Below are 13,265 nucleotides of genomic sequence, written 5' to 3'. Positions count from 1 at the left end.
CCTCCGGATGTGGGGGTGTCGGGTGCGGCGCACACAAAATGGTCCAGACCAATCGCCGTGTCAAGACCTCCCGTCGTCACCTCCCGCCGCGAGCCGCGCCGCCGCCTCGTGCATCGCCAGCTCCAGCAGCGCGGGGTCGGTGAGGGTCCCCACCCCGTCCGGCAGCACCAGCCAGCGCGCGGCGCCCGTGGTCCGCCCCGGGTACGGGACGACGATCCAGGTGCCGCGACCGGCGCCGCGCACCCCCGTGCCCAGCCAGCGCGCGGCCGTCCCGGGCGGGACGAAGAAGCCCATCCGCTCGTCGCCGAAGTCGCAGAGCACGGGGCCCGGCCTGGCCACGAGCCGCTGGAGGACGTCCAGCGTCGGATAGCCCAGCCGCGCCGGGATGATGAGCACGTCCCAGCGCCGCCCGGCGGGCAGGAGGGCGACCCCCCGCGGGTCGCGCTCCCACTCCCAGCGGCAGGCGCCGGGGTCGGGCGCCACCGCGGCCAGCCACTCCACCACCGCCCTGGCCCCGCACGGGCCGCCCCTCCCGGGCACCCCGGCGCCCCCCGCGCCCCCCGCGCCGCCCACGGCACCCGAGGCGGCCCGGACACCCGCGCCCCCGGCGGCCCCGGCACCGGCCCCGGCGGCACCCGCGGCCGCCGCGGCGCCCGGAGCGCCCTCACTCCCCGATCCCCGAGAACCCGTCATATGCCACAGCCTCCATGTCCGTGTGTGACTGCCCTGCTCGGCAGTGCCTTCACACCGGAGAGGCGGGCGCGCGGGGATCATTACGCGGGTCGGCCCGCCCCGGTGGAGTGAACCGGCGCACGGAGGCGCGCGATGCGGCGCGCGATCAGCGCCCGGCCATCGACGCCCGTCCGGCCGCCCATGTCCGCCCCACGGCGCCCGCCCGGCCGCCCGGCCCGCCGGCGTCCGCCCGAGCCCCCGGCACCCGCCAGGCCCGGCGCCCGCCCGCGGGTACGGGACATCGGGCGGACGGCCTACTAGCGCACGCCGCGGAGGGGCAGTCGACCGGCCGTTCCCCGGCCTCCCCTGCCGCGGCGGTGGCGGCGGCGCGTGCGCGCACCCGAGCGCCCGAAGGGGCCTCCGCGACGCCCGCACGCCACCCCGAGCGCCGCGAACGCCTCCACGGCCTGCGTCCTGCCGACGATGACGTCGCCCTTTCTCGATGACCGTTTCGGCGGTCGCGTAGGTGAAGGCCCGGCCCGGGCGCTTGATGCCGACGACGGTCACGCCGTACCCGCCGCGCACGTGGCTCTCCCCCGGCGGCACTGCCGTGGCGACGGCGCGAGGCGACGGCGGGGGCGACCGTCTCTCCCCGCGGGGCCCGAGCGTTTCCGGCGCGGTGTCGGTCCGCCATCAAGGATCCGTCAAAGCCGCGCCCGGGGCGGTCGCGTGCCGTCCGGCGGCGTCGTGGTGCCGCCGGGATGCGGGGCGGCGGCCGCGGTGCGGCGGGCGTAGGCGCGGGCGGCTCGGGCGCGGTCGCCGCAGCGGACCGAGCACCAGTGGCGGCGGCCGTGGCGGAGCAGGTAGCGGTTGCAGGGGGTGGAGCCGCAGGCGGTGAGGCGGTCGGCGTCGGGGCCGGTCAGCAGGTCGGCGGCGGGGACGGCGAGGGCGTGTTCGACGATCTGCGCGACCGGGTGGGCCGTCTCGCGGTACAGGCCGCGGTCCGGGTTCCAGCGGAGCAGGGAGGCGGCGGGGGCCCGGGTGAGCGCGCCGTTGAGGGCGGCCAGCGCGTCGGCGGGGGCGGGCAGGCCGGCGACGTGGGCCGCGAGGAGGGCGCGGACGTGCTCGCGCAGGGAGCGCAGCAGGGAGGCGCAGAGCTCCTGCATGCCGGTGTCGACTGGGGCGAGTCCGCGGTCGACGAGCCACCGCTCGGTACCTGCGGGGGTGTCGAGGAGATCAAGGCGCTGCCCGCCGGGCAGCGTGACGGCGCACCGCCCGGCGGCGGGGAGCGCCTGAGGGACGGGGCGAAGGGCCTGGCCGACTGGGAGTCGGTCGAGCTGGAACGCCCCGGCGGCGGCACGGTGACCGTCACCGGCGTGCCCGCCCTCCACGGCCCCGGGGAGCGCGACGAGGTCGAGGCGATCACCGGCCAGGTCGTCGGCTTCGTCCTCACCGGCGAGGGCCTCCCCACGGTCTACGTCAGCGGCGACAACGCCTCACTCGACCTGTTGAAGGAGATCGCGGCCCGGTTCGGGCCCGTGGACACCGCCGTCCTCCTCGGCGCCCGCCGTGTCGTGCCCGTCCACTACGACAGCTGGGCGCACTTCACCGAGGGCCGCGACCGGCTCGTCGCGGCGTTCGGCGCGGCCGGGCTGGCCGACCGACTGGACCTCGGCACCCGCGGCTGACGCACCCGCGGGCCGGCGTGGCGGGGCGTCAGTGGACGCGCGCCCGGCGGGTGACGGCGTGGCGCACCAGCACGGCGTTCCCGTCCACGCCCTGGCCCTCGGGGTCGGTGAGGGTGTCCTCCAGGCCGATGCGGGTCTGCAGGCCGAGGGCGAGCGCGTGGTCCAGGACGGGCCAGGTGCACTCGCCCTCGCCGTGCAGGAGGACGGGGACGTCGAGCCGCGCCCGCGCCAGTCGGTCCAGGATGCCGTCGGCCTCGGGAAGCGCCCGCTCGGTGGGGAGGTCGATCATCTCCACGAGGACGCGGTGGCAGGTGGCGGCGTGGGGGCCGTCGAGCAGGCGCTCGGCGTCCGCCGCCGACCACACGCCCGCCTCGACGCCGACACCGAGCTCCCCCAAGGCGCCCGCCATGCGGTCGAAGCCCGGTTCGTCGAGATTGAGCGACACGACGTCCGGGCGGTGCTCCGTGTCGGCCCAACGGGCCACGGCGGCCTCGCGCGCGGAGGCGTCCCCCTCGCACATCCACAGACCGGTCGACACGCTGACCTCCAGTCCGGGACAGGCCCGGCGGACCGCGCGTACGGCCTCCGAGACGACCGCCGCGTCCAGGCTCTCCCTGCCGTGGCGGTCCCGGGGGTGCAGGTGCACACCGGAGGCCCCGGCGGCACGGGCGAGCGCGGCGTCCCGCGCCAACTGCCGCGCCGTGAGGGGTACCGCCGAGTGGTCCCGCGTCGTGCGCCGACCGTTCAGACACGCTTGGATCATGCTCCGATCGTGCCACGGCTCCGCCGCCGCACCGCTCTTCCGGGCGGCGGGTCACCGGCGCGGCGCCGCACGGCGGCGGAGCGGGTCGCCCACCGCAGCCGGGGTGCGGCAGATGGGCGGCGGCGGTCAGGCGATCCACCCCCGCTCGGCGGCCCGTACCCCGGCCTGGAAGCGGCTGTGGGCACCGAGGCGTCTGGTGAGGTCGCTGATGATCCGGCGGGTCGTGCGGACCGACAGGCCGATGTGACGGGAGATGACCTCGTCCAGCTGACCGGCGGCCATCAGCCGCAGGACGGTCCGTTCCAGGTCGCTGAGTTCCACCGGCCTCGTGCGGGCGGCGTCCAGGGGGGTGGCCTGGTCCCAGTAGAGGTGGAAGAGGTGGTTGAGGAGGTTGAGCAGCGGCAGGTCACGGACGACCACCGCGCCGCGCGCGGTGTTCTGCGCGTCCAGGGGGACTATGGCCGTCTCGCGGTCGTATATCAGGATGCGCGTGGGCAGGAGACTCGTCGTACGGACGTGGGCCCCCGCGTCGTGGATGTCCTTGAGGTAGCGGATGGTGGCGGAGTGCGATCGTGCGGAGTCGAGGAAAAGGCTGCGGAGGGCGACTCCGCGGCCGAGTAACTCCTTGTCGAGGGGCAGGGCGGCGCGGATGGCGTGCTCGCTCTGGGCCCCGCCCGGGGCCATCGAGTCGACGCTGGTGGCGGCGAGCGCGGCCAGTTCGCTGAGCGTGGCGCGGACGGTCTCGACCCCCTGGAGCACCTCCACCTGGCCGGCGTCGGACCGCAGGCGCCGGGCGTCCAGGTAGTCGGCGGTCAGGGCGGTGAGTGCCTCGCGGCGTTGCGCGACGCCGAGACGTCGTCGTTCCAGTTGCCTCTCCTCCTCGCCCAGCAGGGCGTCGGCGGCTGCGTGCGGGCTGCGCGCGACCCAGGTCTCGTCGTCGACCTGTTCGAGCAGACGCAGCTCGGTCAGCCGCTGCCTGCGCCGGCACACCTCTTCGGGTGCCACTCCCAACCGCCGGGCCAGTTCGGCCTCGCCGTTCTTGGGCCGTTGGATCTCGGCCCGGTAGAGCTCCACATCCACGCGATCCAGTCGGATGGTCATGCCTTTCCCCTGTCCAGTAGCGGTCTGACCACTTCCTGTCACACGAAGCTGAGCATGCCCCAGGAGTATCCGGATAGCCGTCTGCTTGCCCGGATCGACGTGTGATGAAGGGGAACTAGATGGAACGGTCAACGGCCGCATGGACCATCGCCGCGGTGACGGCCGGAGTGGTCCTGGTCGCCTCCCCGGCGCCCGCGCCGGCGCTGTCGCCGGAGTCGGCGCCGACAGTCGTCCGCCACGGCAACATATGGGACTTCGTCCCGCTGCGTGAGGGCTGAGACGTGCGTACCGACATCGTCGTGCAGGACGTCGCCTCCTTCCGGATCGACCCCGCCCTCCTGAGCCGCCCGCACCGCCGCACCTGGCTGGTCACCAGCCCGGCACAGCATCAGAAGCTCCTCAAGCGGGGCCGCGCCGACGTCTTCTCGAAGACGGCCGTACTGGAGGAGTTCACCGCCGACTCCCTCGCGACGTGCGTGGAGGAGATGCGGAACGACCTGCCCGGGGCGGACCGGGACGAGGTGGCCCTGCTGTGCCACGACGAGTACTCCCTCGGGGTCGTCGCCGAGGTGCGCGCACGGCTCGGACTTGCGGGTGACGAGCCCGCACGGCTCGCACCGTTCACGAACAAGATCGCCATGAAGGAGGCCCTGCGGTGCGCCGGCATCGCCCTGCCGGCGCACCGCGATTGGGACGCCGCCGCCCACCGCGACGATCCCGAGGGGTACGTCGCCGCGCTGGAGGAGGCCCTCGGCTGGCCGATGTTCGTGAAACCGCTGGACGAGTCCGGCAGCGTGGGCGCCCGGCGGTTGGACGACGCCGCGGAGCTCCACGCGTGGGCCGAGGAGGCCGGGTCCCGCCGGTTCGAGGTCGACGAGTTCCTGCGGGGGACCTTGTACCACGTGGACACGGCCGTCCAGAACGGCGAAATCGTGCACGCGGAGGCGAACGCCTACCTCCACCCGTGCTACGAGTACGTCAACGGCCGGGTGTGCGCGAGCCACACCCTCCCGGACGACCACCCGGCCCGGCCGTCCCTGCTGGAGTTCAACCGCCGCGTCCTCGACGCCCTGGCGGACAAGCCCCGCAACGGCGCCTACCACCACGAGATCTACCAACGGCCCGACGGCAGTCTGGTGTTCCTGGAGATCGCCGCACGGGCCCCGGCCGCGCTCGTGCCCTCCACGAGCCGGATCCGCTGGGGCCTGGACATCGAGGAGGCGCACTTCCGTCTGCAGCGGGGCGAGGGCCTGCCCGGTAGCAGGACCGAGGGGCCCCACGCGGCCTGGGTGTACTTCCCCAAGGCCGAGGGGCGCGTCTCCCGCCTGGACCGCGCGCGACTGCGCAGTGACCACCACTGGCAGTGGAACGTGGAGGTCGGTCAGACGACCTCCGCCCCGCAGGACATCCGCGACTTCGCGGCGAGCGTCCTGCTCTGGAACGACGACTTCGACACGCTCCGCCGCGACCTGGAGGTCCTCGACTCCCACACGGCCGTCATCACCGACTGACCCTCGCGCACCGCTGTCGCCAACGGCGGGCCCGCGCGGCAGCCCCGCGCCGCGCCGGGCGGCCAGGAGCCACCGGACGGCCCGAACCGGCCGACGTCCGTCAGCGTGACGGGCCGTGGCACCGTACGCCCGACGCACGGCCCGCCGTCCGTGCCCGGCCGGGCTCCCGCGGCCGGCCGGTGTCGGCCCACCGGTGCGCGCCGGTCCGCCAGGTGCCCACGACCGGCCGATGCCCACGGTCGGCCGGTTCACCCCCCCCGCCCACCCCCGTCACCGCGCGCCGCCACCATCCGGCCGGGTACGACCCTCGTCATCCCGGCCGGTCCGAGCGGCGTCCCCGCGCGGCCGCGACCGCCGGCGCCCCGGGGACGCCTCGCGGCCGAACCCCACCGCGCCCTCCCCTGTCCGTCCGGCCCGCCGAGCGCGGGTACGGGCGCGGCGGCGGTGCGGTCACGCTCCCTGATCCCATCCCGCATCCACGGCCCCACGGCCGTACACCCTCACGCCCTCGTGGAAGGACGCACCATGCAGCAGATCAAGTACGACTTCGTCTTCACCGACGCCGAGCGGGACGCGCTGCGGGCGGTGCTCACCGACATCGCCACCAGCCCCTACAGCGACTTCGACTCCTACATCTCCGACATGACCCGGCTCCACCGTGACCAGCGGCTCGGCAGCAGGTTCACGGACTTCTGCGAGATGTCGATGCTGCGTGACTTCGCCGAGCGCCCGCTCGTCGTGATCGGCAACGCGCCCATCGACCTCGACCTGCCGAGGTTCGGCTCGACCGACCCCGTACAGGAGAAGTACCGCCTGAAGAAGACGTTCGTGGCCGAGGGGTTCTTGGCCGCCTACGCCGTCCTCACGGGCACCGAGATCATCGGCCACCTCAGCGTGAACGGCGGTGACTTCTTCCACGACATCTACCCCAAGGAGTCCATGTTCGACACCCAGTCGCAGAAGACCCTCGGCACGCTGAAGTTCCACCGCGACTTCACCAACCACTTCGTCAGCCCCGACTTCGTCAACACGCTGACGCTCCGGGACACCCCGACGAACGAGGTGTACTCCACGTTCACGGTCACGGCCCACGCCCTGGAGGAGCTCAGCGACGGGGACCGCGAGATCCTGGCGCAGCGGCGCTTCCACACGCCCTTCGACGACGTGTCGACCCGGGAGGGCAACCTCCTGGAGGGCCGGCGGGCCGAGGACCACGCCGTCCTCAACGGCGACGAGGGCGCGCGGGTCTTCGAGGGGCGCACGCGCGGGCTGGACGAGGAGGCGCAGCAGGTCCTGGGCCGCTTCGTCGCCGCGCTGCACTCCCGCAAGCGGATGCGCGTGTCCAAGCCGGGCGACTCGGTCACCTTCTCCAACCGGCACGTGATCCACGGGCGTGAGGTGCACGCGATCCACGACGTCGAGGGGCTCAAGCAGCGCTGGCTGCTGAAGACTCACAACGTCTACACCCGTCAGGCGTTCGAGGAGTTCTTCCTCGGCGACCGCTACGGCGTCGTCAACGGCTGACCGCATGATCATCGTCACCGGCGGTGGCCAGGGCATCGGTGCCGCCATCGCCCGCCGCGCGGCGGCGCTGGGACGACCGGTGTGCGTCAACTACCGGACCAGCGCCGCCGGCGCCGAACAGGTCGTACGGGACGTGCGGGAGGCGGGTGTCGAGGCACTGGCCCTCCAGGCCGACGTCACCGAGGAGGGCGAGGTGGTGCGGCTCTTCGCGACCGCCACGGACAAGCTCGGCCCGCTCAGCGCCGTCGTCAACAACGCCGGGGTGACCGGCGGTCTGGGTCGGGTGATCGACCTGGACGTCGCCCGGCTCGACACCGCCTACCGCGCCGTACTGCGCAGCGTGGTGCTGTGCACGCGGGAGGCGCTGCGGGCGATGGCCCTCAGCCGCGGCGGCCCCGGGGGCTGCGTCGTCAACATCTCCTCCACCGGCGCCCGTACCGGCGGTGGGGGCGAATGGGTCCACTACGCCGCCCTGAAGGCCGCCGTGAACGCCCACACCTGGGGCGCCGCCCAGGAGGCGGCGGCCGACGGCGTACGGATCAACGCCGTCGCCCCCGGGTTGATCCACACAGGACTGCACCAGGCCAACGGGGTCCCGGACCGCCCCGAACGCCTCAAGGCGACCGTGCCCATGGGTCGCATCGGCACCCCGGAGGAGGTCGCGGAAGCCGTGGTCTTCCTGCTCTCCCCGGCCGCCTCCTATATCACCGGGTCCGTCCTCGAGGTGGGCGGCGGCCGCTGAGCCCCGCCCCGCGCACGGGAAGAAGCCACCATGTCCACTGCACCCACCCGCATGCTCGAACCCCACACCCCCCTCTACCTGGACACGCCACCGCACGTCATCACCGAGGGCTCCGGCATCGAGGTCCGTGACGCCGAGGGCCGCTGGTACGTCGACGGCGTCGCCGGCCTGTGGAGCGTGACCCTCGGCTACAGCGAACCCCGCCTGGTGCGGGCGGCCACGGAGCAGATGAACCGGTTGCCGTTCTACGGTTCGTTCAACCACCGCACCAACGACGTCGCGCTCGCCCTGGCAGCCGACATCGCGGAGATCTCTCCGATACCGATGGGCCGGGTCTTCTTCGGCAATTCCGGGTCCGACGCGAACGACAGCGCCATCAAGTTCGCCCGCTACTACCACTGGGCCCAGGGCCGGCCGGAGCGCCGCAAGGTCATCTCGCACCACTGCGGGTACCACGGCACCACCCTGGCCGCCGGCTCGGCCACCGGGCTGCCCCACATCCACCACGGCTTCGGGCTCGCCGGCGACGACTTCCTCTCGGCCCACTGCCCCGACCCGCTGCACCCGGCCTCGCGCGGCATGAGCGAGGAGGAGCAGGTCGACTGGCTCGTGCGGGACTTCGAGAACCTCGTCCTGGAGACGGGGCCCGAGACGGTCGCCGCCTTCATCTCCGAGCCGATCCTCGGCGCCGGCGGGCTCATCATCCCCCCGGCCGGGTACTTCGCCCGGATCCAGGAAGTCCTCGACCGCCACGGCATCCTGTTCATCGCCGACGAGGTCATCACCGGCTACGGCCGCACCGGGCAGATGTTCGCCACCACGGCCCTGGGGCTGCGCCCCGACATCATCACCAGCGCCAAGGGCCTGTCCTCCTCCTACCTGCCCGTCTCCGCCACCCTGGTCGGCGAGCGGGTCAGCGAGGTCCTGGCCGAGGGGAGCCGGCAGATCGGCACCTTCGGGCACGGCTTCACCTACTCGGGCCACCCGGTGGCCGCCGCCGTGGCCCGCGAGACCCTGGCCATCGTGCGCGAACGGGACATCCCCGGTCACGTGTGCGAGGTGGCCCCCCACCTGGCACGGGGGCTGGAGAAGTTCCGCGGGGCCGAACTGGTCCGCGACGTGCGGCACTACGGCCTGCTCGGCGGGGTGCAGTTCGACCCGGAGCAGGCCGACGCGGAGCCCGGACGGCTGGGCCAGGAGGTCCTGGAGGTGGCGAAGCAGCGCGGTCTGCTGCTGCGGGCCATGGGCGACACCGTCGTCTTCGCGCCGCCACTGATCATCACGCCCGGCCAGGTAGACGAGGTGCTGGAACGCTTCACCGCCGCCTATGACGACGTGCTCGCCGCCCGCCGTCGACAGGCAGCCTGACCCCAAGGAGCAGACCGATGGCCATCGGCATCCTCGCCACCGGCTCGTACCTGCCCGACCACATCGTCACCAACGACGACCTCGCCCGGACGGTGGACACCTCCGACGCCTGGGTGACCTCCCGCACCGGCATCCGGCAGCGCCGCCGCGCCCGGCCGGACGAGACGACCTCCGACCTGGGGCACCGGGCGGCGGTGGCCGCCCTCCACAACGGCGGCCTCACGGTGGACCAGGTGGACGCGCTGGTCGTCGCCACCAGTTCGCCCGACCGGATCCAGCCGTCCACCGCCTGCCACATCCACGCCAAGCTGGGGCTGACCCAGGTGCCGGCCTTCGACGTCGGCGCGGTGTGCAGCGGCTTCATCTACGCGGCCGCCACCGCCGCCGGGTTGATGGGGAGCTTCCCCCAGCACCGCCGCGTCATGGTCGTCGGCTGCGAGACGTACAGCCGGATCCTCGACTACGAGGACCGCGGCACCTGCGTCTTCTTCGGTGACGGCGCCGGCGCCGCCGTCCTCGGGCACGTGCCCGACGGCTACGGCGTCCTCGGCTGCGACCTGATCGCCGACAGCGCCCAGCTGGACGTGGTCGGCGTCCCGGCGGGAGGCGCCACCGAGCCCGCGGACGCGCGCACCGTGCGGGAGCGGCGGCACTACTTCCACATGGACGGGCGCCGGGTGTGGAACTTCGCCACCCAGGCCGTCCCCCGCGTCGTCAAGGGCGCGCTCGCCTCGGCCGGACTCGACGTCGGCGACGTGGACCTCCTCGTCACCCACCAGGCCAACGCCCGGCTGATCGAGGAGTGCGCCAACCGGGCCGGCATCCCGCTGGACCGGATCCCGACCACCGTCGAGCGCTACGGCAACACCGCCGCCGCCTCGGTGCCCATCACCCTGGCCGAGGCGCACGCCGCGGGCCGCATCCGGCGCGGTGACGTCGTCGTCTTGGCCGCAGTGGGCGGGGGCATGACGGCGGGTGCGCTCGTCCTGCGCTGGTACTGACCGCCTCTTCCCCGTCCCGCTGCGCCGCCGCCGGCGGCCGGCCCGCCCCGGCCCCGCGCACGTCCCCGCGACCGCCCGACCCCGGCACGCAGGGCGCGCACTTCACCCGTGGCCACGTACGCCACCCACGCCATGCACGCCCCCGCCGACCCGCCCACGCGGTGCCCCGCGCCTGCGCGCCGGCACCGGTAACCCCGTCCAGCCACCCCGTCCGAGAGCCAGGAGAACCCTCACGTGACCGCACCCGTCATCACCTCGTCCACCCCCGCCGGCCCGCTCCCCCACCTGGAGGAGCCCCGGGGCGGGCGGGGGGAGCTCCCGCACGACCCGGGCTTCGCCGAGTTCGCCCGCACGCACATCGCCCCCCGCGCCGACGGCGCCTACCGGGCCGAGATCCTCGACCGCCTGTCCTGGCAGCGCCTGGCGGACCGCGGTCTGTGGCGCGTCGGCGTCCCCGAGCACCTCGGCGGTGTCGGGGGCACGTGGCGTGACCTGGCCGAGCGCATCGCCGACATCGCCCGCGAGGGCGACGACCTCGGCTTCGTCCTCTCCCTGATCGCCCACGCCGGCCTGGTGCGCGCCCTGGTCGAGCACGGCGGCGAGTACCACCACCGGACGGTCCTGCCGTCCCTGATGAAGGGTGCCGTCGGCGCGACCGCCCTCACCGAGCCGCACGGCGGGTCCGACGTGGCCCGCACGCGGACCACCGCCGTGCGCACCCCCGAGGGGTGGAGCCTGACCGGCTTGAAGGACCACATCACGAACGCGCCCGTCGCCGACCGGGCGCTCATCCTCGGCCGGGTACCCGAGCTCGGCCGCCGCGACATCACCCTGTTCCTGGTGAACCTGCACAGCCCGGGCGTCCGGCGCGGCCCGGCCGAGGAGCTCCTCGGACTGCGGACCAGCCCCACGGGCGCCATCCACCTGGAGGACGTCGCGCTGCCGGAGGGCGCCGTGCTGGGCGCGCCCGGCGAGGGGCTGCGCACCCTGTACGACATCATCAGCTTCGACCGCGCCCTCTACGGTCTCGTCGCCGCGGCGTTCCTGGAGCCGCGCCTCGACGAGGTGATCTCCTTCACGTGGCGGCGCGAGGCGTTCGGCCAGCCGATCCTGGAGCACCAGTACGTCCAGGGGCGCCTCACCGACATCCGCATCACCATCGAGGTCGCCCGGGCGACGGCGATGGCCGGCATCGAGGCGCTGGTCGCCGGCGACCCGGAGGCGTCCCTGCGCTGTTCGGTTGCGAAGCTGACTGGGTCCGAGGGGCTGGTCGAGGCCGCGCAGAACCTGATGCGCCTGCACGGCCACGCCGGTTACGAGCGCGGCCCGTTGACCCGCATCGTCCAGGACGCCCTGGGCACCCTTATCGCCGGGGGAACCACCGAGATGCAGCGCAAGAACATCCTCAACCAGATGTTGGCGCACCACAGGGGCTGACGGCGGTTCACCCCCGCACCCGCGTACGCGAACCGAACGAGGACCTCATGACCGCTACCCCCGTGGCGTCCGACACCCGGCCGCCCACCCCCCTCGGACGCCCCTTCGTCTGGCTCTGGCACGCGTGCGCGGGCTCGAACCTGGCCGACGGCATCTACCAGGTCGCCCTGCCCGTCACCGCCGTCCACCTCGGCGGCGGTGCCGGCGGGGTGGCCCTGGTCGCGGCCATGTCGCGGGCCCCGTGGCTGGTCTTCGCGCTCTTCTCCGGCCTCCTCGTCGACCGGTGCGACGAGCGCCGGCTCATGCGGATCGTGAACAGCGGGCGCGTCGTCGTCCTCGGCACCACGGCGCTCTTACTGGCGCTCGGCCGGGCGGACATCGCCGTACTCGCCACGGCCGCGTTCCTCCTCGGCATCGGGGAGACGATCTTCGACACGGCGTTCCACACCACGACCCCCGGCCTGGTCGCGCCGGACCAGCTGGAACGGGCCAACTCGCGGCTCCAGGCCGCCGAGATCACCACCAACCAGATGGCCGGCCCGCCCCTCGGCGGCATCCTGCTCGGTCTGTCCGCCGGTCTGGCCTTCGGCGCCACCGCCCTGCTCTACCTCGCCACCGTCCTGGCACTCCTGGCCCTGCCCGCCTCCGGGAAGACCGCCCCGGACGCCCCGGGCGCTCCGGGGGCTCCGGGCGCTCCGGGGTCTCCGGGGGCCCCAGGGGCCGGGGGCGACACCTCCCCTGCCGGGCGGCCCGGCATCATCGCCGACATCCGCACCGGACTGCGCTTCCTCGTCGGCAACCGCACCCTGTTCGTCTACGCCCTGGGCGTGGGCGCCCTGAACCTCGCCTGGGCCGCGGTCTACGCCGCGCTGCCCGTACTGGCCCTGCCCCCCGGCCCGTTGGGGCTGAGCAGCGCGTCGTACGGGTCCCTGCTGATGGTCGCGGGCGTCAGCGGCCTCGTCGTCGGGCTGCTGTCCGCCACCGCCATCGGCCGCCTGGGGGCGCGCCCCAGCATGGCGCTGGGGCTCGCGGGGATGGCCGCCGGCTTCCTCCTGCCGGGACTGCGCCCCACGGTGGCCGTGCTCGGCGTCGGACTGGGTCTCACCGGTCTGCTCATCCTGATCAACGTCGTCACCGTGTCGTACCGGCAGCGCACGGTCCCGCAGCACCTCCTGGGCCGGGTCACGTCGGCGTACCGGCTGATCGCCTTCGGCTGCCTGCCGGTGGGCTCCGCCCTGGCCGGTGTCATCGGCAGCCACTTCGGCCCCCGTCCGGTCCTGGTGCTCGCCGGCTGCGTCGTCTGCGCGGCGGCGATCCCCATGACCGTGTACACCCGGCCGGCCACCGACGCCTCGGCGCACACGGCCTGACGGACGATCACCACATCGCGCGCACCGCGCCGCGCCCCCACGCCGGCACCGCGCCCGACACCTCACTCAGCGCCTCGAACTGCGAACC

At 74.1% G+C, this 13,265-nt stretch carries 13 protein-coding genes; 9 read left to right on the top strand and 4 right to left on the bottom strand.

The window, feature by feature from the left end; all coding sequences use genetic code 11:
• Nucleotides 1-60 precede the first annotated feature (60 nt).
• Together CP974_RS22630 and CP974_RS22625 are read right to left on the bottom strand one after the other, a co-directional pair.
• Nucleotides 61-501, bottom strand: a complete 441-nt coding sequence (locus CP974_RS22630; protein ID WP_031134261.1) for a hypothetical protein — start codon at nt 499-501, stop codon at nt 61-63.
• An 875-nt stretch (nt 502-1,376) separates the two neighbouring features.
• Nucleotides 1,377-1,931, bottom strand: coding sequence for an ABATE domain-containing protein (locus CP974_RS22625; protein WP_223844507.1), 555 nt, complete (start codon nt 1,929-1,931; stop codon nt 1,377-1,379).
• Between CP974_RS22625 and CP974_RS22620 the strand changes: the two genes are divergently transcribed.
• Nucleotides 1,833-2,360, top strand: coding sequence for an MBL fold metallo-hydrolase (locus CP974_RS22620; RefSeq protein ID WP_223844508.1), 528 nt, complete (start codon nt 1,833-1,835; stop codon nt 2,358-2,360). The genes CP974_RS22625 and CP974_RS22620 overlap by 99 nt on opposite strands.
• 28 nt (nt 2,361-2,388) lie before the next feature.
• Here CP974_RS22620 and CP974_RS22615 read toward each other — a convergent pair whose 3' ends face one another.
• Complete coding sequence (locus CP974_RS22615) at nt 2,389-3,123, bottom strand: 3-keto-5-aminohexanoate cleavage protein (protein WP_031134265.1); 735 nt, start codon at nt 3,121-3,123, stop codon at nt 2,389-2,391.
• Nucleotides 3,124-3,249: 126 nt separating this feature from the next.
• Nucleotides 3,250-4,224: a helix-turn-helix transcriptional regulator gene (locus tag CP974_RS22610; protein ID WP_031134267.1), complete on the bottom strand. Its 975-nt coding sequence runs from the start codon at nt 4,222-4,224 to the stop codon at nt 3,250-3,252.
• Nucleotides 4,225-4,343: 119 nt separating this feature from the next.
• Between CP974_RS22610 and CP974_RS29735 the strand changes: the two genes are divergently transcribed.
• From CP974_RS29735 to CP974_RS22575, 8 genes are all read left to right on the top strand, one after another.
• Entirely contained in the window at nt 4,344-4,502 is a 159-nt protein-coding gene (locus CP974_RS29735) for a hypothetical protein (RefSeq protein ID WP_158100747.1), read from the top strand.
• Nucleotides 4,503-4,505: 3 nt separating this feature from the next.
• Nucleotides 4,506-5,735, top strand: a complete 1,230-nt coding sequence (locus CP974_RS22605; RefSeq protein WP_031134269.1) for an ATP-grasp domain-containing protein — start codon at nt 4,506-4,508, stop codon at nt 5,733-5,735.
• Between the two features lie 525 nt (nt 5,736-6,260).
• Nucleotides 6,261-7,259 carry a Fe(II)-2OG oxygenase family protein gene (locus tag CP974_RS22600; protein WP_031130849.1) on the top strand — a complete coding sequence of 333 codons (999 nt, stop codon included), beginning with the start codon at nt 6,261-6,263 and terminating at the stop codon, nt 7,257-7,259.
• A 4-nt stretch (nt 7,260-7,263) separates the two neighbouring features.
• On the top strand, nt 7,264-8,001 hold the full coding sequence (locus CP974_RS22595) for an SDR family oxidoreductase (protein WP_031130847.1): 738 nt from the start codon (nt 7,264-7,266) through the stop codon (nt 7,999-8,001).
• A 30-nt stretch (nt 8,002-8,031) separates the two neighbouring features.
• Nucleotides 8,032-9,369: an aminotransferase gene (locus tag CP974_RS22590; protein WP_031130845.1), complete on the top strand. Its 1,338-nt coding sequence runs from the start codon at nt 8,032-8,034 to the stop codon at nt 9,367-9,369.
• A 17-nt stretch (nt 9,370-9,386) separates the two neighbouring features.
• Nucleotides 9,387-10,370 (top strand): 3-oxoacyl-ACP synthase III family protein, encoded by a 984-nt coding sequence (locus CP974_RS22585; protein WP_031130843.1) that lies wholly within the window; start codon nt 9,387-9,389, stop codon nt 10,368-10,370.
• Nucleotides 10,371-10,604: 234 nt separating this feature from the next.
• On the top strand, nt 10,605-11,807 hold the full coding sequence (locus tag CP974_RS22580; RefSeq protein ID WP_031130841.1) for an acyl-CoA dehydrogenase family protein: 1,203 nt from the start codon (nt 10,605-10,607) through the stop codon (nt 11,805-11,807).
• Nucleotides 11,808-11,854: 47 nt separating this feature from the next.
• A complete protein-coding gene (locus CP974_RS22575; RefSeq protein WP_051839317.1) occupies nt 11,855-13,177 on the top strand; it encodes an MFS transporter in 1,323 nt (440 codons plus the stop codon).
• The last annotated feature ends 88 nt before the right edge of the window (nt 13,178-13,265 follow it).

This window comes from Streptomyces fradiae ATCC 10745 = DSM 40063 (assembly GCF_008704425.1).
GTDB classification, from domain to species: Bacteria; Actinomycetota; Actinomycetes; order Streptomycetales; family Streptomycetaceae; genus Streptomyces; species Streptomyces fradiae.
This window is presented reverse-complemented; position numbering and strand designations above follow the sequence as displayed.